The organism is Streptosporangium sp. NPDC000396 (assembly GCF_042898655.1).
GTDB lineage: Bacteria > Actinomycetota > Actinomycetes > Streptosporangiales > Streptosporangiaceae > Streptosporangium.
This window is the reverse complement of the sequence record NZ_JBIAZA010000020.1, coordinates 80,797-102,096: the sequence shown is the minus strand read 5'-3', so window position 1 is coordinate 102,096 and position 21,300 is coordinate 80,797. Positions and strand designations below refer to the sequence as shown.

Here is a 21,300-nt window from a genome sequence, read left to right as displayed (position 1 = left end):
ACGCACACCTCTCTCGGAGTTGATCACTGACATGATCAACTAAAGCGTGTGCTTGTTCAATCCCTGTCGATTGCCGAACGATCGAGGGGGCCGGCCTGCCGTTTCGAGCCTGATCCGCCGCGCCCCCAGATCGCCTCGGCATGATCGTCGGCCGAAGCGGCGAGATCTGCGGAGGCTTGTCCATGCCAGTTATTTTAGTCTATCCTGAAATTACTAGCATTATGGCTGTCGTTAGGGTGATCGCATGATTTCGCAGAGCGGTCCAGACCGCGAGCAGGTGCTCGACTGGGTCGAGCGGGTGGCGACCTTCGTCTCGGAGGAGTGGGGGCTGGCCCCGATCACCGGTCGCATCCTCGGCTGGCTCATAGCCTGCGACCCGCCGGAGCAGACCGCCGGCGAGATCGCCGACGCCATCGGCGCGAGCCGGGCGTCGCTGACGGCGAACATGCAGCTCCTGACGTCCGTCCGTCTGGTACGCAGGTTCCGCAAGGCAGGTGAGCGGAACGTCTACTACCAGATCGAGGACGACGCCTGGTCCAAGGTCCTGCAGCAGAAGCTGGCCGCGTTCATCGCCTTCGACCGGCTGGCCGAGGAGGGCCTGAAACTGGGGTGGAAGGACGAGACGCAAACCGGGCGCATCCGCTCGGCCAGGACGTCCATCGCCGCCCTGGCCGCCGTTCTCGACCAGGTCAACGCCACGGGCAGCTGAATCCCGGCACGCCTTCTCGGCCCGGCATCCGCCGCGCCGAGGCCCTGGCATGCCGTAAAACTCTCCCAAGGGGATTGCCTCATGAACGATTTGATCTCGGTTTCCGGTCTCATCAAGTCCTACGGCGCGACGCGCGCACTCGACGGATTCGATCTGACCGTCCGCGCCGGCGAAGTGCACGGTTTCCTCGGCCCGAACGGCGCGGGAAAGTCCACCACGATCCGCATCCTGCTCGGTCTCGTCCGCGCTGACTCCGGCAGCGTGCGGCTGTTCGGCGGCGACCCGTGGCGTCACGCGAGCGAGCTGCACCACCGCCTGGCCTACGTGCCGGGTGATGTGACACTGTGGCCCACGCTCACCGGAGGCGAGGTGATCGACCTGCTCGGGCAGTCCAGGGGTGGGCTCGACGCCCGCCGCCGCACGCAGTTGCTGGAGCGATTCGAGCTCGACCCCCGCAAGAAGTGCCGGACCTACTCCAAGGGAAACCGGCAGAAGGTCGCCCTGGTGGCCGCATTCGCCTCCCATGCCGAGCTGCTCATCCTCGATGAGCCCACCTCAGGGCTTGACCCGCTGATGGAGGCGGTGTTCAAGGCGTGCGTCGCAGAGGAGAAGCGGGCAGGCCGTACCGTCCTGCTGTCCAGCCACATCTTGTCCGAGGTCGAGACCCTCTGCGACCGGGTGAGCATCATCCGCGCCGGACGGACCGTGGAATCGGGCACGCTGGCCGAGCTGCGCCACCTCACCCGCACGTCGGTCACCGCCGAGCTGGCCGGATCGCCGGAGCCTCTCCACGGCCTGCCCGGCGTGCACGCGATGCGGGTGGAGGATGGCCGGGTCACCTGCCAGGTCGATGCCGAGGCGCTGGACGCGCTGCTCGCCCACCTGTCAGACATCGGCGTACGCGCTCTGACCTGCAGTCCGCCGAGCCTGGAGGAGTTGTTCCTGCGCCACTACGAGACCGTGGGGGCCGCGCGATGACCGGCACAGGTCTGCTGCTGAGACTGGTCGTCCGCGCGGAGAGGGTCCGCTCGCTGGTGTGGATCCTCCTCATCGTCCTGCTCGGTGCTGGACTGATCAGCTACATCAACGGCTACTTTCCCACCTGGCGGGATCTGCGTGCCTACGCGGAGGTGATCTCCGCCAACCCCATCTTCCTGGGCCTTGGCGGACCGGTGGACGAGCCGTCCATCGGGGCGATGGCGGCCTGGCGCAGCGGCGGGCTGCTGTACCTGCTGACCGCCTGGATGGCCATGACCATCGTCATCCGCCACACCAGGGCCGAGGAGGAAGCCGGACGCCAGGAGCTGCTGCTGGCCGGGACGGTCGGCCGGCACGCCCCGCTGACCGCTGCGCTGATCGTCGCGGCGAGCGCGTCCCTGCTCGCCGGGCTGCTCACCTCCTGCGTGCTCATCGCGATGGGCATCGAGACGGCGGGCTCCCTGGCGTACGGTGCGGCGATCGCCGCCGCCGGGCTGACGTTCAGCGCCGTGGCCGCGCTGGCTGCCCAGCTAGCCCAGAGCGGGCGGAACGCGACCGGTCTCGGCCTGCTCGCGCTCGGAGTGTCGTATCTGCTCCGCTACCTCGGTGACGCCTCAGGCCTGACGTGGCTCACCTGGTCGTCTCCGCTGGGATGGAGTCACCTCGTCCGGGCCTACACCGCCGACCGCTGGTGGACGCTCGCCGTATCCGCCGGAGCCACCGCGATCATCCTGGCGGTCGTGTACGGGCTGACCGCGCGCCGCGACCTGGGCGCGGGCCTTCTCCCGGTACGGCCGGGCCACGCGACGGGTCCCGGCCTGAAGGGCCCGTTCAGCCTGGCCTGGCGGCTGCAGCGGGGCATGCTGGCCATGTGGGCCGTCGGAGTGGCGGCGGCCGCGGCGCTGTTCGCGGGCCTCAGCGGCGTCGCCCCGCGCCTGGCGGACCAGCCTGGCCGAGTCCTGGAGGGGTTCATCCACCGGTACGGCGGGCCGTCGGGGAATCCCGTCGACGCCTATCTGCGGGTCATCATCCTGCTGCTGGCCTACACGATCGCGCTCTACCCCGTGCTGGCGACGCTCCGGCTGCACCAGGAGGAATACTCCGGCCGTGCCGAAGCCCTGCTGGCCACAGGGGTGAGCAGGGCCGGTTGGGCCGTCGCCCACCTGGTCGTGGCCGCCTCGGGGACGCTCGCGCTGCTGACGCTCGGCGGGTTCGTCACGGGGCTGATCTACTCGCTCCTCCTCGGCGATGTGGCCGTCGACCTGCCTCGGGTACTGCTCGGCACGCTGGGGCACGTGCCGGCCGCCTGGCTCGTCGGAGCGATCGCCGCATTCGCCGTCGGCGTGCTGCCACGGCTTTCCGTCGCGCTCTCCTGGGCGGCGTGGGGGACGGTGGTCGTGCTGGGCGACCTGCTCGGGCCGCTGATCGGCCTGTGGGGGTGGAGCCGGGCCGAGCCGTTCCACTACACGCCCAACACCGTCGCGGGAGCGCCGTTCACCGCGCTTCCCCAACTGGTCATCCTGGCGTTGACGGCGGTGCTCGCCGCCGCGGCGCTGACCCGGCTCAATCGCCGCGACTTCGGCTGACCGTCAGGCCGGGGCCGCGCGGGTGGCCCCGGCCTGCGATCGTGCTCGACGACCCCGTCCGGGTGACGGATTCGAAGGTCGCTTTCCCGGCGTCCTCCACATCGCACTCACGGATGCCGGTTCGCTGGGCTTTGCCGGTGTGCCCGTCCCGCTTATACAACGCCAGGCCGGCGGACGGGACCTTCACCGCGACCGCGACGTACTCGACCGCTGTACTTCATGACAGCTTCGCAACGACAGGCCCCGACGTGATCGATCCCGCCGCCTGGACACCCTCCGCGTAAAGGAGGTCGTGGGCGGCGGCCGACCGAGTCTGACGATTCTCCGGACACGTAGATCAGGTCACGGTACATTTCTGTAATTATGTAATTAGTTGTGAAGGAGTACGATGACGACAGCAATGGCTGACCTGCTGGCGCGGGCCCGGTTGCTCGACGGTGACCTGGCGCCTGGTCATCCGCTGAGCGAGACGGTGATCCGGCCTTTGGCCGCACTGGTCGGCGAACCCGAGGCGGATGTCACTGAGACCGGCCCGGTCGCGGATCGTGTGTGGGAGTTGGCCAAGGATGCGACCCGGCTGCGGGCCCAGCCGGGCGCACCGGAGGGTCTGATCGAGGCGACCGCGGCATTGCAGCACCTGGCCTGCCTGTTCGCCGAGGACGCCGACGAGTTGGCTGCCAGGATCGAGGAACTCAAGGGCATCCAGGGTGCGCTGGGAACGCGGATCGACGTGGCGGTCGACGGCCCCTACCTGGTCACCAACCCTGTGAAGATCACAAACTGGCTGGGCGAGCCGATTCAGACGTTCCCCCAGATGGCCCTGTGCCGGTGTGGCCAATCCGCCACCAAGCCCCTGTGTGACGGCAGCCATGCTCGTGCCGGGTTCAGCGGCGAAAAGGACCCCGCCCGAACGCCCGAACGGCGCGACGCCTACGAAGGCACGCAGGTCACCGTGGTGGACAACCGCGGGATATGCGCCCATTCGGGATTTTGCACCGACCGGCTCTCCAGTGTGTTCCGGCTGGGTGAGGAGCCGTTCGTGGCGCCCGACGGCGACCACGTGGACGAGGTCGTCAGGGCCGTGCGCGCCTGCCCGTCCGGTGCTCTCGGTTACGAGATCGAGGGCAGAAGGGGGTCCGATCTGGAGCGCGAACCGGCGATCGAGGTGTCCAAGGACGGCCCGTACCGGGTCACCGGTGGCATCCCGCTCGACGGTGACGACACCCGGGAGCACTACAGCCTGTGCCGGTGCGGCCACTCGCGCAACAAGCCGATCTGCAGTGGCATGCATTACTACGTGAACTTCGCCGACCCGCCGCTGTCCGAGGACCCCAACCTGTTCGAGTGGGCCGGTGGCCTGCCGGCACTGCGACGAATGACGTCGATCTTCTACCAGAAGTATGTTCCCCGGGATGAGCTGCTCGGGCCGCTGTTCGCGCGGATGTCTCCCGATCACCCCGAGCGCGTCGCCGCCTGGCTCGCCGAGACCTTCGGCGGGCCCAAGCTCTACACGGAGCAGTACGGTGGCTACGACCACATGGTCGCCGAACACGCCGGGAAAGCGCTGACCGAAGAGTGGCGCGCCCGCTGGGCCCAGCTCATCGCCAAAGCCGCCGACGACGCCGGCCTACCCACCGACGCCGAGTTCCGCGCCGCGTTCGTCGCCTATGTCGAATGGGGTTCCCGTATCGCGGTGGAGAACTCCCAGCCCGGCGCGACGCCGCCGCCGCACATGCCGGTGCCGCAATGGTGGTGGGTGTGCAATGCCAGGCCCGGCTCCCGCGTCTCCGCCCTGGCTCCTGCCGCCGAAAAGCCCGAGGTACGGCTGCCGCAGGCAGACGAGCCGGTCAGCTTCGCTGACCACATCAAGCCGCTGTTCCGCGAGATGGACCGCAGATCCATGAGCTTCGCCTTCGACCTGTGGTCGCACGCCGACGTCACGACACACGCCGACGCCATCCTCCTGCGCCTTCGCCAGGGCACCATGCCCTGCGACGGCGCCTGGCCCGCCGAACACCTGGACCTTTTCGCCCGCTGGATCGACGAAGGAACCCAGCCCTGAACCAGATCCTGCCCGAAGACATGAGCACGCCGTAGCCGGTGCCGGCCACCACGCGATCTTCAGGCGTCTTCGCACATTCCGAATGATCACGTGGTGGCCATCTTCACGCCACCTTGAAGCCCGGGACCGGTTCGGGCGTATGCGGGGGCAGGCACTGGCGGCACCCCTGGAGCACCTCTGCCCACCCTTATTGGAACCTGCGCTTACTGGAAGGAGCCCGGTTCCGTTAACAACCTCAAGGGTGCTCACCTCGCGCATCATGTGCAGGATGTACACCTTGCACGTATCGTGGAAGCATGACCAACAAGACCCTGGGCATCGTCGAGGCCCGCAGCAACCTTGGGCCGCTGGTGGCCCGCGCCGCTCACCGGGGCGAGGTCACCCATATCCGCCGTTCCGCCACCGAGCGCGCCGTTCTCATCTCCGAAGAGGACTACGAGGAGCTGCTACAGCTTCGCAAGGAGCGGGAGATCGGCAAGGTGCGCGAGGCGATCGCCGCCCACGAGCGGGGCGAGGTGCGCATGCACCGCTACGAAAGCGCGACCGACCTGTACGGCGACTTCGGTCTTCCCGCCCCCGGCGACCATTCTTGAAGCGGGCGCTCAATCTCGCCGACGCCGTCCGCGAGGCCCTCCGGCACACGGCGCCCAGCCTGCGCATCGCGATCCTCGACACGCTGCTCGACCTGACCGAGGAACCCGAACCACTGGGGGCCCGTCCTTACGGCGGCATCCCCGGTGCGGTCGAGCTGCGCACCGACACCTTCCGCGTTGTCTGCACTCATGGCGCCGACCACGTGTCAGTGTGGGTCCTGCAGATCAACACCTGACCGGCCACGGGGAGCATGACCATCGCGTTCTTGAACCACGAGGGCGGCACCGCCGCAGACGCCCAACCGGCTGGGGCGGTCAGGCACACCCCGCTGGGCGAGCTGCTCGCGCGTTCACCTCCGCGAGCGCCCGTGCCGCCTGCACTTCCTCCTCCGGCGGCACCCGAATCGCCGCGATCCCGTCCTCGGTAAGCACAACGCCGTCGTAACGTCCGTGACCTTTGTGAGGCTCGTCATGTCTGTACCGCGCGAGCGCGCCGACCTTCCCTACGCCGCTCACCTGGACCCGTTCGACGGGCGCCTGGCGCCTCAGGGCGAATACGACACCGTCGCCTTTCAAGGGCAGGAGTTCGAGCAGCAAGACGCCGGGAACGCACGCTTCATCGAGTGCGTGTTCTCCTCGGTGGTCTTCACCGGCGGCGGCTGCCCGCGGGCCCGCTTCAGCGATGTGTGGATGCACGCCGTACGCTGGGTGGGATCGGAGCTGGGCGAGAGCACCTGGCTGGATGCCGAGGTGATCAACGGTGCGTTCGCCGGTGTGCTGCTGAACGCTGCCACGCTGCGCCGCGTGACCTTCTTCGGCTGCAAGCTCGAAGGCGTCAACGCCCGCAGCGCGACGCTGCAGGAGGTGGCGTTCGTCGACTGCCTGCTGCGTGAGGTCGATCTGGCCGGTGCCACGCTGAACAGCGTCTCCTTTCCCGGATCGACCCTGGAACGGGTGCGGCTGGAGGGGGCGCAGCTGAGCAAGGTCGATCTGCGCGGTGCCACCGACCTGGACATCGCCGATGGTCATGCCGCGCTGAAGGGCGCGACGATCAACAGCACGCAGTTGCTGGGACTGGCCCCGGCCTTCGCCCGAACGCTGGGTGTGACGGTCAAGGACTCCTGAGGCGGCACTCGGGTGGGGAGGTTGCGCCGCTCGAGCCGCCGCCGAAGCCACGAGGCTTGGGCGATGCGATAGCCGGCGGCGGAGGACGAACCGGGAGCCGGAGAAAGTGAACCGCACGACACCGGCCTGCCGCGGAGCGCAGGCCGACGGTAGTGCCTACGCTTGGTCAACTTCTCGGCCGTGAACGGGCCGAGCTTGCAGCTCCTCACCATCGATGGCTTCGACGATTCAGGCCGCGTAAGGCAGCGTGACTCACTGCCCGGCATGGCCAGGCCATACCGCGTTGCGATGCCGACAGCGGATCACAGAGCCGTTCCCCGGCACGCCGGGTGCGTTCAATCCCGTCACCGCGTCACCACGTCACCACGTCACCACGTCACCAACAGTAACAACAAAACCAGCGATTACGGCGGCAGGTCCGCCCTGACGGACGTCCGCATCCTGGATGACAACCCCGAAGGCTTCAAAGCCACGGCGAAACTGGCCGAATGGGTGCGCAACGGGGTCGGCCCCGTCTTCGTCTCATGCGGCAACGAGATGGGCGTGACCCTCATCGTCACCCACGTCTGACGCCGGAGGGTGTCACGGACGAGGCGGACGCCGCCCTCCTGATCGGGGCCGCGCGGGGCGACGCCGAGGCGCTCACCAGGCTCTACGAGCGCTTCGGTGAGCGCCTGTACGCCTTCCTCCGCCGCCGGCTGACCACTTTTTGTTCTTTCCTCGACACCGCGCCAGGCCTCGCCGCTCGCAGGAGCGGGTCAAGATGTGGTGCCGGCTCACTCTCAGATCTTCAGGAAGGGGCCGCCAAGGCGGCCCCGGCAGGCTGGGCCCGCGCCCGGACTGGTTCAGACGTCCACGGAGCGCTTCCCGCTGGACCTGTCACCGCGCAGCATCGGGATAAGCACGGCGGCGACCGTCACGTGCATGAGCGCGAGCATCGCCTTCGTGCCCGCGGTAGCCTCGGCGGCCAGGAGCGGCAGGAAGGACAGCAGCAGCACCGCCACCGCCAGGATCGTCCAGGTGGTCCTGGCGCGGACGGTGAAGCGCTCCAGCAATGCCAACGATGCCCAGCCGAGCAGGGCGAACGTCAGCGAGAACCCAATGGTGAGGGGCAGGCCGATCGTCATGGGCGGCTGCCCGTTGCGCATGTCCACACGCAGGTCCACGCCGGCGGCGGGGGCGATCACGCCGATCACCGTGGCGGCGAGTACGGCGCCGCCCACGGCCAGCAGACGGCGCCTCATGCCGCGCTCCTGACCAGCCGCGCAGCGGTTTCCGCCGTCCGGCGGCCCTGGTGGCGGGCGGCTTCGAGCTCGACCTGGCCCGGTCTGTCACCCATGCCGGCGATGAAGGACGTGCCGTAGGGGTTGCCGTGCTGGAACTGGATGGGGTCGGTGTATCCGGGCGGGACGATGATTCCGCCCCAGTGGTAGAAGACGTTGCCAAGTGCCAGCAGGGTGCTTTCCTGTCCGCCGTGCGCGGTCGATCCGGCGGTGAACGCGCCGTAGACCTTGCCCGCAAGCCTGCCCTGGTGCCACAAGGGCCCGGTGCTGTCGATGAACTGCTTGAGCTGGGCGGCAGGGGTGCCGTACCTGGTGGGAGTGCCGAACACGACGGCGTCGGCCCACTCCAGGTCGTCGAGCGTGGCCTCGGGCACGTCGGCGGTTTGGTCGAGGTGTGCCTGCCAGGCGGGGTTGCCGGCGATGGCCTCGGCTGGTGCCGTCTCTGCGATCTTGCGGAGCCGTACTGAGGCAGCGGTCTTCCAGGCGCCTTCGACCACTGCTTGGGCAAGGGCGTGCAGCGTCCCTGTAGAGCTGTAGTAGATGACGGCGACATTGGCTGACATGTGAAACCTCTCTCGAACTTCACATCGTGTGCAGTTTAGAAATTACAGGTAGCATGAAGTTCGATGCAAGAGGGAATTGCACAAGCTATGCACTTGGAAGGTGTGGGCCGATGGCGGCCATCGACGAGCCCCAGAACGCACGCAGCCGCCGCACACGCGAGGCCCTGCTCAACGCCGCCCGCAAACTGATCGAAGAGGAGGGCTTCGAGGCCACGACCATGGCCGCCGTCGCGATCAGCGCGGGGGTCTCACCCCGGGCCCTCTATCTGCACTTCACCTCCCGCGGCGAGCTGCTGACCAAGCTGTATGCGCACCTCGGCGTCACCGAAGACATCGGATCCTCGCTGGACCGGGTCTGGAACAGCCCCGACGCGGTGAGCGCACTGGAGGAATGGGCCCACCACATCGCCAGGGTGCACCCACGGATCATGGCCGTGTCGCAGGCCGTGGAGCGGGCGGCCCGCACCGACCCGGACGCCGCCGCGATGCGCCAGACCACCATGCGCAACTGGCACCACGGCTGTAGCCGATTGATGACCTGGCTGGCCGATGAGGGCAGCCTCGCCCCTCGCTGGTCCGTGCCGGCCGCCGCCGACATGCTGTGGGGCCTGATGTCCTGGGACCTGCTCGAACGACTGGTCACCGACAAGGGGTGGAGCCCACAGGAGTACGGCGCACGCCTGGCCGACCTCCTGCGTTCGACCTTCGTCGACTCACTCGACAAACCCCTTACCGAGTGATCCCAACACCGCCCCATGCCGTTGTGTCGGTGACGGGATGGCAGTGGCTCGCTCGGGTGGGCTGGTGCCGTATCAGGGAACGTTCGCCTGGTCGGGTTCGCTCGGCCGGGCACTGATCGGCCAGACTGTGCGGGTGAGCGAACGCCTGAGGGCCCGTGAGATCGACGATGACGAGGGGCGCCGGCTGATGCGGATCGTGCGCCGGGAGCCGCACCCGGCCGGGGGAGCAGGAAGGAATGCCGGCAGCCGTGTCCGAATTCGATGAGGCCGAGCGGCGGATCTGGGCCGGCCGGGCCGAGGCCTTCCGCGACGGCTTCGCCAAGCTCTGCGCCCACACGGCCCCGGCCCTGCTCGACGCCGCCGGAGCCGGCCCCGGCACCCGCCTGCTCGACGTCGGCACGGGCAGTGGCACCGTCGCGGTGGCGGCCTGCGCACGCGGCGCCCGGGTCACCGCCGTCGACGCCGAGCCCGGCATGGTCGCCCTGGCCCGCCGCGCCGCGCCCGAAGCCGACGTGCACGTCGCCGTGCTTCCCAACCTGCCTTTCGGCCCAGGCACCTTCGACGCCGTGGTGGCGAACTTCGTCGTCAACCACACCGGCCGCCCGGCCGCGACAGTGGCTGCACTGCGCGACGCGACCCGGCCGGGTGGACGAGTCGCCGCGACGATCTGGTGCTCGCCGGTCGGTGTCGGGCACGAACTGCTGGACCGAGCCGTCGACGAGGCCGGCGTCGAGCGGCCCGCCGACCTGCCCTGGCTCGACCCGGCCGACGATTTCCCGCGTACCGCCGAGGGTTTCGCCGCCCTCTTCAAGGACGTCGGACTCGACAGGGTCTCCTGCGAGCCGCTCGCCTGGGACCATGTCGCGGGGCCCGAGGAGTGGTGGGGCGGTGCGGCATCGGGAGTCGGACTGATCGGCCAGACCATCGGACGGCAGGACCCGGCGATTATCGAACGGATCAAAGTCGCCTACGACCGCCTCGTGGCGGAGTACGCCGGCGCGGACGGACAGCTGGTGCTGCGCTACCACGCTCTGCTCGCCAGTGGCCGCGTCGCATCAGGTTCGAACGGATCGACAGGCATGGGCAGCTAGCGCCGTATCAGGCCACGTTTGCCTTGGCGGTGATGCGGTGTAGCGGTTCGTCGTGAGCGTGTCGGTTTCGCCAGATGATGTAGCGGCGGATCACGCTTTGACCGGCGTTCTGGTCAAGCTCGGCGCGGTCTACCCGGGCGGCCTGGGCCGCCTGAGCACGACGTCGCCCGGCGCAAACGGTGACAGCTGAGGTCCGGGCGAGAAGAGGCGCCGCCTTTCCATGATCCGCACCGAGGCCAACGCCGGTCTGGCCGGTCTGGCCGAGCGTGGGCCATGCGAGCTGCCTTGAACGGGGTTGAGAAACCGGCGGACTGCTGTTGGCGCTCGCGAACCTTCTACCGTGCGGGAGCGACGAACTATGTAGTCGACTATTACGGAGACCGTTGATGACTTCGCCCTTTGTCGTGGGACCGCCGTTGACTCGCCCAAACCGATCCGGGCGGCTGAAGGGCCTCGGGCTGCTGGTCCTTGGCATCGTGCTGGGCATGGCACTGTCCGTCGCGGCGCACTGGCCGCTGCGCGAGGTGGTCTACCGCAGCAACCAGCCGGCCACCGTGGCGTACGACGACGATTCGAAGTATCTGCTGGCCTTGGTCCGTAAGAGCACCCTTCTCGGGGAGTCGCACCAGATCTACGCCGGCCGGGATCCCGGCCTTTCCTACGGCCACTGGGTGGACATCGAAACGACCGCCCGGTCTGTGACAACGACCGAGTGGACGACCGCCGGGGTGCGGGTGCTTTTCGACACCGGGCACGAGCTGTTCATTCCTGCCAGGTACTTCATCGGCGGCAGGTGAACCGAGCTGGGCAAACGTCGCCCAGAGATGGGGTCGACCGGGCAACGGCCGTAATCCACTGACCCTCAGGCCGGCTTCTCTCTGTCTGCGAGGGGCAGAAGTGACCGTACGGCATGCGGAGCGGATGCCGCGGAAGACCGGTCGCCCATGGTGGTCCTGCACTTCTTCGTTCGACGAAGTGGAGGAGCGGAGCCACCTTCCATGGGCAAGCCTTTGAAGGCAGGCTGACCACGAGAACGGGGCCGCTCGCCTTCCTCCCGCGCCACTCGTTTCACACGGATGGGCCGTCTCGGACGGCGCCGCCTGGGGCATCTGGAAAGTTCGCGCCGGTGCCAGTCCGCCGCGACGCCTTCAGCCGACCGATGGCGTGCCGGCCGCGCCCGTCATGGTGAGGTCCCCGGTGATCACACCGAGGAAAGCCGATCACATGAGGCGGCGTAAATGTCGGTGGCATCTGAGACCGTTACGCACAGCGTCTGTTCGAAGACAGATGGTCACCGTCACGGGAGGTGATGCGTCCATGGAAACCTGCGGAACCGGTAACGGCACTCCGCACCAACACGCCGCCGAACCACGCACCTCGCAGGACGAAACGCACCGATCTCACCCCTTTCTCCCCTCATCCGATGAGGAGGCCTTCGCCGACGTGGCCGGCACGCGTTCGACCCGAAGGCAGGCCTCCTCCCGTTCCTGGAACAGGAGCCGCAGACGTGGCTGACGAGACGGCCATCACCGACACCGCCCCCGAGCAGGAACAGCACAGCGAGGAGCTGACGTTCAGCTTCGGCGGTGGCGACACCGTCGAATGGGTGGATCACCTCACCGTGCGCCAACTGGGCAGTCGCCTGCCGCAATTGGTTCGCCGTTCCTTCGCCCTGGGCTGGGCCGTGGACCGGCGCGCGGTGATCGCCCTGCTGGCCTGCCAAGTGGCCTCCGGCCTGCTGGAGGCGCTTGGCCTGTTCGCCACGACCGCGGCGCTCAGTGCGCTGATCCAATCCGCCCACGACCCCGCACAACTGCGTGCGGCCCTGCCCTCGGTGGCGACTCTGGCCGGGGCGGCCGGTCTGCGCGCGGTTCTGGGCATCGCGATCCGGGGCCTGTCGCACCGGCTGGGTCCGCGGATCTCCCGGGAGGCGGAGTACCGCATGCTGGAGGCGGCGACGAACGCGGAGATGGCCGCCTACGACCATCCCGGATTCAACGATCGCTGTGACAAGGCCGACCGGGGAGTCGAAGTCAGCCGCGACATGATCGGCCAATCGCAGAACCTGGTCTCCTCCCTGGCCACGCTGACCGCCGCTGCCGTGGTCATCGCCACATTGGCTCCGATTCTGCTGCCATTGCTCCTGCTGATCGCCATCCCGCAGGCGCTGGCGTCCATCGCGGGCGAGCGGGTCGCCTATCTGGCGATCTTGAAGACGTTTCATGAGCGACGGGTGCTGAGCATGCTGCGCTGGCACCTGACCCACAAAGAGCAAGCCGACCAGATCCGCACCGACACCCTGGCCCCCTACCTGCTGGACAAATACCGGGCCAGCGGAGTACGGGTGGACCGGGTCAACGATCAGGCCGCCTGGCAACGCGCCAAGATCAGCCTCGTAGGAGCGGGCATCAGCGGCATGGCCTCGGCCCTGATGTGGGGTGGGGTGATGGTGCTGCTCGGCACCGGAAACATCAGCGCCGCAGCCGCCGGCACCTTGGTTTTCGCGCTGCGCTCGGCCGCCGGCGGGCTGCACGGCATCGTCGGATACGGCTCAGAGCTGATGCGCACCGGCCGTTACCTGGATGACTGGGAGGCGTTCATCGCAGAAGCGGGCGGGCAACGCCTGGATCGAGGCGCGATCGTGCCGGATCGCCCCCGGCATGTCGCCCTGCACCAGGTCACCTACCGCTACCCCGAAGCCGAAGCCGACACCCTGCACGAGGTGGACTTCGAGGTCCGGCAAGGCGAGATCGTCGCCGTGGTGGGGGAGAACGGCTCCGGCAAGACCACGCTCATGAAACTGCTGTCCGGGCTCAACCTGCCCACCTCCGGCGTGGTCACCTGGGACGGCGTCAGCACCCGCGACCTGGACCCCCACGCCCTGTGGAAGCAGTGCGCGGTCGTCCCGCAGGAATTCGCCCGCTGGCCGATGACCGCCCGGGAGAACATCCACCTCGGCCAGCCCCAGCCCGACAGGGATGAGGCCGTGCGGCGCGCGGCAGCCGCCAGCGGTGCCGACGCGGTGATCAACGTGTTGCGCAGCGGCCTGGGCACGCTGCTGGCCCGCGAATGGTGGGGCGGCCAGGCCCTGTCCTCCGGCCAATGGCAGCGCATCGCGTGCGCCCGGGCGATCCACCGGAACGCCGGCCTGCTGGTGATGGACGAGCCCACCTCCGACCTGGACGCCCGCGCCGAACACCGCATCTTCACCGGACTGCGCCGGCTCGCGCGCGACCGGGCGATCGTCCTGGTCACCCACAACCTCGCCAACACGATCGTCGCGGACCGGATCGTGGTCATGGAAAACGGGCGCGTGACTGCCGAGGGAACGTTTTCCCAGCTGACGACCCGGACCGGTCTCTTCCGTGATCTCTGGCTCCTCCAGCAAGACCGCGGTAACCCTTTGCCGGCGAAGGAAACGTCATGACCGACCACCAAGCGGCGAATGCGCACGCGTGGAGCAGATACGGCGACCGCCATCTGCGCCGGGGAACTCCGGCACCCCCACCTCACCGTCCCGGCTGCTGCCCGGCCTGGCCGCGGCATTGCGGCCGGGTGGCCTGCTGGCCGCCTCGGTCCTGCACACCAACCACCTCGGCGAAGGACCATCCGACACCGTCGAGCCGACGCCGCAACGGCTCCAGATGCCCGGCGGAGAAACCGGCATCGTGTATCGGTGGGTGCTGACTCCCGCTGTCTGGGGCCGGCTGCTGGCTGAGCACGGCCTCACCGTCACCACGGTCGATCGTCTCGGCTCAGAAGCCGAAGGCGACCCGGCCTCCTGCTGTCTGATTCGCGCCGTACGTCTCACGGACGACCAGCGGTGACCATGTTCGTCACCCACTTGGGCGTGCCCGGCGTCGTGCCGCGGTCGCGGTGTGGGGCGTTGAGCCGGATGGCGCGGAACGCCCGCCGATCACGGGACGGAAATGCCGGGTGGCTCTGTCTCGACCGTCTGTCAGGGGCTCTTATGAGGGTCACGTGTACGGGCGCAGCCCCCGGGTTACCCGGCGGGCTGTGGCGCTCGGCTAGCCTGAGGGACGATGAACCGTTTGACGACGTCACGAGGTGAGTTCGACCTCACCCGTTTTCCCGAGGATCCCCGCGACACGCTTCGTGCCTGGGATGCCGCTGACGAATACCTGCTGCGGCATCTCGACGGGATCGACGGCGAGCCGGCAGACCTGTCTGGCACCGTGGTCGTGGTGGGCGACCGGTGGGGTGCCCTGGTCACCGCGATCGCCGATCACCGTCCGGCGCAGATCACCGACTCCTTCCTCACCCAGGAAGCGACCCGGGCGAACCTGAAGCGCAACGGGGTGGACGCGGAGGCGGTGCGGCTCCTGTCGGCCAGGGACATGCCACCGGGCCGAATCGACGTGCTGCTGATCCGGGTGCCCAAGAGTCTCGCGCTGCTGGAGGACCAGCTGCGCCGCCTCGCGCCCTCCGTTCACGCGGGAACTGTCGTCGTCGGCACGGGGATGGTCACCGAGATCCACACCTCGACGCTGAAACTGTTCGAACAGATCATCGGGCCAACCCGGACCTCGCTGGCGGAGAAGAAGGCACGGCTCATCTTCTGCGCACCGGATCCCCTGCTCGCCCGGGTCGCCAGTCCGTGGCCGCGAAGCTACGCGCTGCCCGGCGACGTCGGAATGGTCTCGGGCCTGACCGTCACCAACCACGCGGGCATCTTCTGCGCCGACCGCCTCGACATCGGTACCAGGTTCTTCCTGCGGAACCTTCCGGAAAGCCGCGGCCCCGAGCGCATCGTCGACCTGGGCTGCGGCAACGGGGTGGTCGGAATGGCGGCGGCGCTGGCCAACCCCGAAGCCGAGATGCTGTTCATCGATGAGTCCTACCAGGCAGTCGCTTCGGCGGAAGCCACGTTTCGGATGAACGTCGCCGCGAACACCACGGCGGAGTTCCTGGTGGGTGACGGCCTGTCGGGCGTGCCGGCCGGGACGGTGGACCTGGTGTTGAACAATCCGCCGTTCCACACACACCGGGCGACGACCGACGCGACGGCTTGGCGCATGTTCACCGGATCGCGCCGCGCGCTCCGCTCCGGAGGCGAACTGTGGGTCATCGGCAATCGTCACCTCGGGTATCACGTGAAGCTGCGCAGGATCTTCGGCAACTGTGAGGTCGTCGCGAGCGATCCGAAGTTCGTCATCCTGCGGGCCGTCAAGAAGTGATGAACGGCGCTGTGCCACCCGCTTGTGAAGCGGTTCGCGCGATACGGTAGGCCGTTATGAGACTGGTCCACGCCATCGCCGCGGTGCCCCTCGTAGTCGTCCTCTCGGGATGCGGCGGTGTGGCTGACGGATCGGCGACATTGGGACGGCCCGCTCAGAGCACCACCCTGGGCACCACCCAGAGCGCCGCCCCTCGGGCCTCCTCCCCGGCGGAGGCCGTGAACGCACCCGGGCCCGATGTCCCCGTCTCCACCGACCCCGTAAAGCTGGCCGGTGCCCTGAAGGAGACGACCACCGCGCTGAACGAGGCGATCGACGGCTGGATCAAGGGGGCGCAGGAGCGGCCGCCACAGGACGTGGTGCTGCTGGCTCTCCACCAGCAGCGCATCTACCGGGCGATGGCCCGCAGTACGGCGCTGGCTCAGGAGACCATCCGGCGGTTGCCCAAACAACTGGCCGCTGAGGCGCGCGACAATGTCACCGCCGTCGGGAAGCTGCTGTCCATGGCCCGCCCGATCAGCGCGGCGCGGCGCAAGGGGATGCTCCTGGCGGAGCCGCTGCCTGCCATGCGGCTGCGTGACCATATGGTGCGCGCCGAGAAGCGGTTCGGCGTCGAGTGGGAGGTGCTCGCGGCGATCATGCTTGTGGAGACCAAGTTCGGCCGGGTCAGGTCCGCGAGTTCCACCGGCGCGCAGGGGCCCATGCAGTTCATGCCGGGCACGTGGCGGCAGTACGGACTGGGTGGGGATGTTCACAACGCGCGTGACGCGGTGCTTGGTGCGGCCAACTATCTCAAAGCGTCGGGGGCGCCCCGCGACTACCGGCGCGCGCTGTTCGCCTACAACCACGACACCCGGTACGTGGACGCCGTTCTGGCACACGCCCGCCAGATCAAACGCGATTCCCGCAGCTTCTACGCCTATTACAACTGGCAGGTTTTCGTCCTGTCCGCGAAAGGCGACGTCCGTCTCACCGGTCCCCGGTGACCGTGACCGGCGACGCTGTCCGACATCGGGCCGGGCCGTCTTCAACGGCGCGGTCAGGACCGCCGGGCCCGCGGTGTCTTCGCCCTTCTCCCGGGTGGTGATGGTCGGTTCTCAGGGGTGGTGATGGGCAGTCCGGCGCCGGCTCACCCTCTCGAACCGGCATGTTTCCGCGCTGCGGCTGACCGCGGCCGGCGGGTAATTTTCTCCTATTGTGCTTGGTTTGCCTGAGGGGTCGTCATTGCGGGCGGTTCGGTGTAAACCAATTGTGGGGGAGGACTTCATTAGCCGGAGGGCGGGGCATGGAACCGAGGGAACGCCTGGCCGTACGCCGTCGGAAGCCGGGAGCCTTCGATCTAGTGATCATGATCGGTGGTCTGCTGCTGGTGGTGCTCGCCGTACAGAACGCGGGCCCCGCCCTCGCGGCGCTGCGAGGAGACGGGATTCGGGGGGTGTTCACCGCCCAGCGGGTCGAATGCATCCAGCACCCCGGTCATGAGCAGTGCTCCTGGCTGGGCGAGTTCCGCTCGGCCGCCGGGATCCGGCCCGGGATCGCGTTCTACGGAAGCGATCGTGAGATGTTCGCTCCGGGTCAGACCTCCCCGGCCTTCGACACCGGCCGCCGGGGGCATGTGTACGGTCCCGGCGGCTCCAACGAGTGGATCGTCGTCGCGCTGCTTTTCCTGGCAGGCCTGGGCCTGATCGCCCGTCCCTGGCTCCGCCGCCCCCGAGTGGCCGATCCGGGCGGCGCGGTGGATGAAACGCGTGTTGCCAAGGTCCGGCCGTCGTCTTGACCTTCTATCTTCTGCGCCTGGCAGAAGATGGAAAAGGAGAGGTTGCGCGAAGACATCTCCTGAGGGTGACCATGACGACGAATCTGAAGATAGCCCTGGTCATAGTTGCCGGTATGGCCGCGGTGATCGCGGCGGTCGTGCTGTTCGGCGGATCCAGGGGGAGCCCCACGAAGCCGGGGGCAGAGCAGCTCACGTCCGTCCCCGTGGAGTACCTGGTGCGCGCGGACAGTCACAAGCTGTCCACGGCGGCCGACAACAAGGTCACGCTGGTGGAGTTCCTGGACTTCGAATGTGAGACCTGTGGCGCGATCTTCCCTGACATGGAGCGTATCCGCACCGAGTACAACGGGAAGATCAATTTCGTGGTTCGCCACTTCCCTCTTCCCGATCACCGCAACGGCGAGCTCGCGGCACGGGTCGCCGAGGCGGCCGGCAGGCAGAACAAGTTCGAGGCCATGTACACCAAGCTGTTCGAGACCCAGAGCCAATGGGGCGGGGCCGCAGGCTCCATGGAGGAGTTCTTCCTCGGCCTGGCCAGGCAGACGGGCCTCGACATGACCGCCTTCCAGAAGGATCTCAAGGCACCCGAGACCGCTGAGCGCGTGAGGAAGGATCAGCGCGACGGAGAGGCTCTCGGCATTCCGGGCACGCCTACGATCTTCCTCAACGGCGTCATGCTGGACGAGGAACCCAGCTACGAGAACCTGAAGACCAAGATCGACACAGCACTCGCGTCGTGACCGTCTCGAAGACCGTCCGACGGAGGCGAGCGTGAGCGTGCCGGCCGAATGCGCGTCTCGTACTTTGGGGTGATCCGGGGCGGCGCGGGCTCTCATACCATTGTCCGGTGCATGGCCTTCTTCGCTCTGTCTGGGACGAGCCCCGCCCTCCCAGCCCGCCGCGGCGGGGGTGGCGGGACTGGGCGCTCGTGGGAGTGCTCGTGCCGATCGCGGTGCTCGAAGGAGTTCTGCGGCCGGATCTTCCGTGGCGGGCCATCTCGGTGATCATCACTGTCGGGCTGATGCCCACGTTGCTGTGGCGCCGGACCAGACCGCTGTTGATGGTCGCGATCGTCTTCGGCACCACGAACCTGGCCCCATTGCTGACGGGCGGCGACTCCCCAGAGACACACACGATGGTGTATCTGCTGCTCTTGCTGTACTCGTTGTTCCGGTGGGGGTCCGGACGCGAGGCCGTGATCGGGTTGGCGATCATGCTCGTCACGGTCTGCCTCTCGACGCTCTCCGGCCGCCTCGTCCTCGCCGACGCGGTCGGCGCATTCGCCGTCATGTTTTCGGCCGTCGCCCTGGGTGGAGCGTTCCGATACCGGGCCAGGGCGAGGATGCGCGAGCTCGATCAGGTCAAGCTGCTCGAACGCGAACAGCTGGCCCGCGACCTGCACGACACCGTCGCCCATCACGTCTCGGCAATGGCGATCCGCGCACAGGCGGGCCTCGCCACATCGGCGTCGCGACCGGACGCCGCGAACGAGGCACTCCGCGTGATCGAGGCCGAGGCGGCGCGCGCCCTCGCCGAGATGAACGCCATGGTCCGCGTCCTCCGCCGGAACGAACCGGCGGAGCTCACTCCCGGCCGGCACATCACCGATCTCGAACGGCTCGCGAGCCGGGGCCGTTCCGGCCCGTCCGTCGATGTGGAGATCTCGGGTGACCTCGACGGCCTCCCCCCATCGGTTGGGGCCGCGATCTACCGCATCGCTCAGGAGTCGGTCACCAACGCGCGGCGACACGCGCGTCACGCCACCCGCATCGAGGTCCACGTCGCCGCCGACGACACCTCGGTGCGCCTGCGCGTGAGCGACGACGGCGACAGCAGCCTCATACGCCCGGCCGCGTCGCCGGGATACGGGCTCATCGGCATGACCGAACGCGCCGACCTGCTCGGCGGCACCTGCGAAGCCGGACCGAACCCCGATCGAGGATGGACCGTGACCGCTGTGCTACCTCGAACCGGGGCGGCGACATGAGCATCAGAGTGATCGTCGCCGACGACCAGGAGATCGTCCGCACCGGGCTCGCGATGATCCTCAATGCCCAGCCGGGCATCGAGGTCATCGGTGAGGCCGCCGACGGACGGCGGGCCGTCGAGCTCGCACGGCGCCTGCGCCCCGACGTGTGCCTGTTCGACATTCGCATGCCCGGTCTCGACGGCATCGAAGCCACCCGCTCCCTCGCCGGACCGGCCGTCGACGACCCCCTCGCCGTCGTCGTCATCACCACTTTCGACCTCGACGAGTACGTCTACGCCGCGCTGAGGGCCGGTGCCCGGGGTTTCCTGCTCAAGAACGCCGGCGCCGACCTGCTCTCCCAGGCCGTCCACGCCGCCGCCAACGGCGACGCACTCATCGCCCCGAGCGTCACCGCGCGACTGCTCGGGGCCTTCGCCCGCACCGGGCCCGCCTCACCTCTGGTGCAGCCCATCGAGGCGCTCACGGACCGGGAGGAGCAGATCCTGGCCACCGTGGCACGTGGGCGAACCAACAGCGAAATCGCCGACGAGCTGCACATCTCTCTCAGCACCGTCAAGTCCCACATCGCCAGCCTGATGGCCAAGCTCGGCGCCCGCAACCGTGTCGAGATCGCCATGTGGGCCTATGAGACCAACCGGGTCAGGAACTGAGCCCCGGATACGGCGGAGCCACCAGCAGGGTCAGGCGGAGGCGCGGGTTGGACGGGCCGGCCGCTTGCGGATGATCCATTCGGCCACGGCGAGGTTGATCACCCAGCCGGCGGCCATGAGCAGCGCCCTGGTGAACTCGCCGGGTGCGCCGAAGATCAGGACCCAGGGCAGGTGGGTCAGCACCTGCGTGCCTGCGCCTTGGCCGATCGCGTAACCGCGGATCATCCAGGCGCGGTGCCGGGCGATGCGTCGCCGCCGGATCGCGGCGAGACCGAGCACAATGGACAGGGCCATGGCCGTGCCGAACACGAGCCGGAATCCGGCGAGGAGATCGCCATCACCCTCGGGGCGAGGATAGAACAGGGTCATCCACAGGCCCGTAAGCGCTGCGGCGAGTCCGCAGGGGATCAGAAGCCGCCCGGCGGCGCGGTGCCAGCCGGGCCTCCGGCGGCGGAACCCGGGGGCGAACTGGAAGGCTCCCAGAATGCTGTACAGGACGGCACTGGCGATGTGCAGGGTCACGGGCAGGGGCGCCGCGAAGAACCGTGCGTTCTCCGGCGTGATCGTCGCACCTCCGGTCAGTTCGGCCAGACGGACGGCGCCGGCGACCAGGGGAACGGTGCTGAGCATGATCAACGCGGCGGGCACGAGCCACCCCGCCTTCACGATGGAGGCGGTGGCGAAAGTCCCTGCCTTGTTCTGTTCGCCCGTCAGCCGGCCGCTTCGCGGTGACTGCGGGAACGGGGGGCATCCCGTCGTGCTCTCGTCGGTCATGGCCCGATCGTGCCGATTGGGGTGAGGGCGGCTCATCGGCAGAACGGCCCGATCTGAGCTGGCCGATCATCCATCAATCAGGCGTACTTTCGGCTGATGAGCCCTTTGCGTGGGTTTCCTACGATGACTCATCGTGGCTCGAGACATGCTCACTGCCATCCGGAGGATGCCTTCGATCCAT

At 68.3% G+C, this 21,300-nt stretch carries 22 protein-coding genes; 19 read left to right on the top strand and 3 right to left on the bottom strand.

Annotation, left to right across the window (positions count from 1 at the left end):
- Positions 1-244: 244 nt before the first annotated feature.
- The 8 genes from ACFY2X_RS29640 (at position 245) to ACFY2X_RS29605 (ending at position 7,623) form a co-directional block, all read left to right on the top strand.
- Positions 245-709 (top strand): GbsR/MarR family transcriptional regulator, encoded by a 465-nt coding sequence (locus ACFY2X_RS29640; protein ID WP_389944357.1) that lies wholly within the window; start codon positions 245-247, stop codon positions 707-709.
- Between the two features lie 81 nt (positions 710-790).
- Positions 791-1,687 (top strand): ATP-binding cassette domain-containing protein, encoded by an 897-nt coding sequence (locus ACFY2X_RS29635; RefSeq protein ID WP_389944355.1) that lies wholly within the window; start codon positions 791-793, stop codon positions 1,685-1,687.
- On the top strand, positions 1,684-3,273 hold the full coding sequence (locus ACFY2X_RS29630) for an ABC transporter permease (RefSeq protein ID WP_389944352.1): 1,590 nt from the start codon (positions 1,684-1,686) through the stop codon (positions 3,271-3,273). Before ACFY2X_RS29635 ends, ACFY2X_RS29630 begins: the two co-directional genes overlap by 4 nt.
- Before the next feature lie 388 nt (positions 3,274-3,661).
- Positions 3,662-5,335 carry a CDGSH iron-sulfur domain-containing protein gene (locus tag ACFY2X_RS29625; protein ID WP_389944349.1) on the top strand — a complete coding sequence of 558 codons (1,674 nt, stop codon included), beginning with the start codon at positions 3,662-3,664 and terminating at the stop codon, positions 5,333-5,335.
- 296 nt (positions 5,336-5,631) lie between these two features.
- Complete coding sequence (locus ACFY2X_RS29620; protein WP_389944347.1) at positions 5,632-5,928, top strand: type II toxin-antitoxin system Phd/YefM family antitoxin; 297 nt, start codon at positions 5,632-5,634, stop codon at positions 5,926-5,928.
- Entirely contained in the window at positions 5,925-6,164 is a 240-nt protein-coding gene (locus ACFY2X_RS29615) for a hypothetical protein (protein ID WP_389944344.1), read from the top strand. Before ACFY2X_RS29620 ends, ACFY2X_RS29615 begins: the two co-directional genes overlap by 4 nt.
- Before the next feature lie 235 nt (positions 6,165-6,399).
- On the top strand, positions 6,400-7,053 hold the full coding sequence (locus ACFY2X_RS29610; RefSeq protein WP_389944341.1) for a pentapeptide repeat-containing protein: 654 nt from the start codon (positions 6,400-6,402) through the stop codon (positions 7,051-7,053).
- A gap of 162 nt (positions 7,054-7,215) precedes the next feature.
- Positions 7,216-7,623: a hypothetical protein gene (locus ACFY2X_RS29605; RefSeq protein ID WP_389944338.1), complete on the top strand. Its 408-nt coding sequence runs from the start codon at positions 7,216-7,218 to the stop codon at positions 7,621-7,623.
- A gap of 275 nt (positions 7,624-7,898) precedes the next feature.
- Here ACFY2X_RS29605 and ACFY2X_RS29600 read toward each other — a convergent pair whose 3' ends face one another.
- Complete coding sequence (locus ACFY2X_RS29600; protein WP_389944336.1) at positions 7,899-8,297, bottom strand: DUF6069 family protein; 399 nt, start codon at positions 8,295-8,297, stop codon at positions 7,899-7,901.
- Positions 8,294-8,899 (bottom strand): NAD(P)H:quinone oxidoreductase, encoded by a 606-nt coding sequence (gene wrbA, locus ACFY2X_RS29595; protein WP_389944333.1) that lies wholly within the window; start codon positions 8,897-8,899, stop codon positions 8,294-8,296. Before wrbA ends, ACFY2X_RS29600 begins: the two co-directional genes overlap by 4 nt.
- 110 nt (positions 8,900-9,009) lie before the next feature.
- Between wrbA and ACFY2X_RS29590 the strand changes: the two genes are divergently transcribed.
- The 11 genes from ACFY2X_RS29590 (at position 9,010) to ACFY2X_RS29540 (ending at position 20,345) form a co-directional block, all read left to right on the top strand.
- Entirely contained in the window at positions 9,010-9,639 is a 630-nt protein-coding gene (locus ACFY2X_RS29590; protein WP_389944331.1) for a TetR/AcrR family transcriptional regulator, read from the top strand.
- 248 nt (positions 9,640-9,887) lie between these two features.
- Positions 9,888-10,730, top strand: a complete 843-nt coding sequence (locus tag ACFY2X_RS29585; protein WP_389944328.1) for a class I SAM-dependent methyltransferase — start codon at positions 9,888-9,890, stop codon at positions 10,728-10,730.
- Between the two features lie 386 nt (positions 10,731-11,116).
- Positions 11,117-11,527, top strand: coding sequence for a hypothetical protein (locus ACFY2X_RS29580; protein ID WP_389944325.1), 411 nt, complete (start codon positions 11,117-11,119; stop codon positions 11,525-11,527).
- Positions 11,528-12,237: 710 nt separating this feature from the next.
- Positions 12,238-14,157, top strand: a complete 1,920-nt coding sequence (locus ACFY2X_RS29575; protein ID WP_389944322.1) for an ATP-binding cassette domain-containing protein — start codon at positions 12,238-12,240, stop codon at positions 14,155-14,157.
- A 28-nt stretch (positions 14,158-14,185) separates the two neighbouring features.
- Complete coding sequence (locus ACFY2X_RS29570) at positions 14,186-14,557, top strand: hypothetical protein (protein ID WP_389944319.1); 372 nt, start codon at positions 14,186-14,188, stop codon at positions 14,555-14,557.
- A 216-nt stretch (positions 14,558-14,773) separates the two neighbouring features.
- Positions 14,774-15,928: a methyltransferase gene (locus ACFY2X_RS29565; protein WP_389944316.1), complete on the top strand. Its 1,155-nt coding sequence runs from the start codon at positions 14,774-14,776 to the stop codon at positions 15,926-15,928.
- A 56-nt stretch (positions 15,929-15,984) separates the two neighbouring features.
- Positions 15,985-16,914, top strand: coding sequence for a lytic transglycosylase domain-containing protein (locus tag ACFY2X_RS29560; RefSeq protein ID WP_389944313.1), 930 nt, complete (start codon positions 15,985-15,987; stop codon positions 16,912-16,914).
- A gap of 299 nt (positions 16,915-17,213) precedes the next feature.
- The gene (locus ACFY2X_RS29555) at positions 17,214-17,705 is read left to right on the top strand and encodes a hypothetical protein (protein ID WP_389944310.1); all 492 of its coding nucleotides are present in this window, start codon (positions 17,214-17,216) and stop codon (positions 17,703-17,705) included.
- 71 nt (positions 17,706-17,776) lie between these two features.
- Positions 17,777-18,445, top strand: coding sequence for a DsbA family protein (locus ACFY2X_RS29550; RefSeq protein WP_389944307.1), 669 nt, complete (start codon positions 17,777-17,779; stop codon positions 18,443-18,445).
- Between the two features lie 107 nt (positions 18,446-18,552).
- Positions 18,553-19,692, top strand: a complete 1,140-nt coding sequence (locus ACFY2X_RS29545; protein ID WP_389944304.1) for a sensor histidine kinase — start codon at positions 18,553-18,555, stop codon at positions 19,690-19,692.
- On the top strand, positions 19,689-20,345 hold the full coding sequence (locus ACFY2X_RS29540) for a response regulator (RefSeq protein ID WP_389944301.1): 657 nt from the start codon (positions 19,689-19,691) through the stop codon (positions 20,343-20,345). Before ACFY2X_RS29545 ends, ACFY2X_RS29540 begins: the two co-directional genes overlap by 4 nt.
- A gap of 30 nt (positions 20,346-20,375) precedes the next feature.
- Here the strand turns inward: ACFY2X_RS29540 and ACFY2X_RS29535 are convergent, their stop codons facing one another.
- Positions 20,376-21,119 carry a DUF2306 domain-containing protein gene (locus tag ACFY2X_RS29535; RefSeq protein ID WP_389944298.1) on the bottom strand — a complete coding sequence of 248 codons (744 nt, stop codon included), beginning with the start codon at positions 21,117-21,119 and terminating at the stop codon, positions 20,376-20,378.
- Between the last annotated feature and the right edge of the window lie 181 nt (positions 21,120-21,300).

Excerpts from the sequence above, each read along its gene's own strand:
- ACFY2X_RS29640 (WP_389944357.1), top strand. The coding sequence starts at position 245 with ATGATTTCGCAGAGCGGTCCAGACCGCGAGCAGGTGCTCGACTGGGTC.
- ACFY2X_RS29635 (WP_389944355.1), top strand. The coding sequence starts at position 791 with ATGAACGATTTGATCTCGGTTTCCGGTCTCATCAAGTCCTACGGCGCG.
- ACFY2X_RS29630 (WP_389944352.1), top strand. The coding sequence starts at position 1,684 with ATGACCGGCACAGGTCTGCTGCTGAGACTGGTCGTCCGCGCGGAGAGG.
- ACFY2X_RS29625 (WP_389944349.1), top strand. The coding sequence starts at position 3,662 with ATGACGACAGCAATGGCTGACCTGCTGGCGCGGGCCCGGTTGCTCGAC.
- ACFY2X_RS29620 (WP_389944347.1), top strand. The coding sequence starts at position 5,632 with ATGACCAACAAGACCCTGGGCATCGTCGAGGCCCGCAGCAACCTTGGG.
- ACFY2X_RS29610 (WP_389944341.1), top strand. The coding sequence starts at position 6,400 with ATGTCTGTACCGCGCGAGCGCGCCGACCTTCCCTACGCCGCTCACCTG.
- ACFY2X_RS29600 (WP_389944336.1), bottom strand. The coding sequence starts at position 8,297 with ATGAGGCGCCGTCTGCTGGCCGTGGGCGGCGCCGTACTCGCCGCCACG.
- wrbA (WP_389944333.1), bottom strand. The coding sequence starts at position 8,899 with ATGTCAGCCAATGTCGCCGTCATCTACTACAGCTCTACAGGGACGCTG.
- ACFY2X_RS29590 (WP_389944331.1), top strand. The coding sequence starts at position 9,010 with ATGGCGGCCATCGACGAGCCCCAGAACGCACGCAGCCGCCGCACACGC.
- ACFY2X_RS29580 (WP_389944325.1), top strand. The coding sequence starts at position 11,117 with ATGACTTCGCCCTTTGTCGTGGGACCGCCGTTGACTCGCCCAAACCGA.
- ACFY2X_RS29565 (WP_389944316.1), top strand. The coding sequence starts at position 14,774 with ATGAACCGTTTGACGACGTCACGAGGTGAGTTCGACCTCACCCGTTTT.
- ACFY2X_RS29560 (WP_389944313.1), top strand. The coding sequence starts at position 15,985 with ATGAGACTGGTCCACGCCATCGCCGCGGTGCCCCTCGTAGTCGTCCTC.
- ACFY2X_RS29555 (WP_389944310.1), top strand. The coding sequence starts at position 17,214 with ATGGAACCGAGGGAACGCCTGGCCGTACGCCGTCGGAAGCCGGGAGCC.
- ACFY2X_RS29550 (WP_389944307.1), top strand. The coding sequence starts at position 17,777 with ATGACGACGAATCTGAAGATAGCCCTGGTCATAGTTGCCGGTATGGCC.
- ACFY2X_RS29540 (WP_389944301.1), top strand. The coding sequence starts at position 19,689 with ATGAGCATCAGAGTGATCGTCGCCGACGACCAGGAGATCGTCCGCACC.
- ACFY2X_RS29535 (WP_389944298.1), bottom strand. The coding sequence starts at position 21,119 with ATGACCGACGAGAGCACGACGGGATGCCCCCCGTTCCCGCAGTCACCG.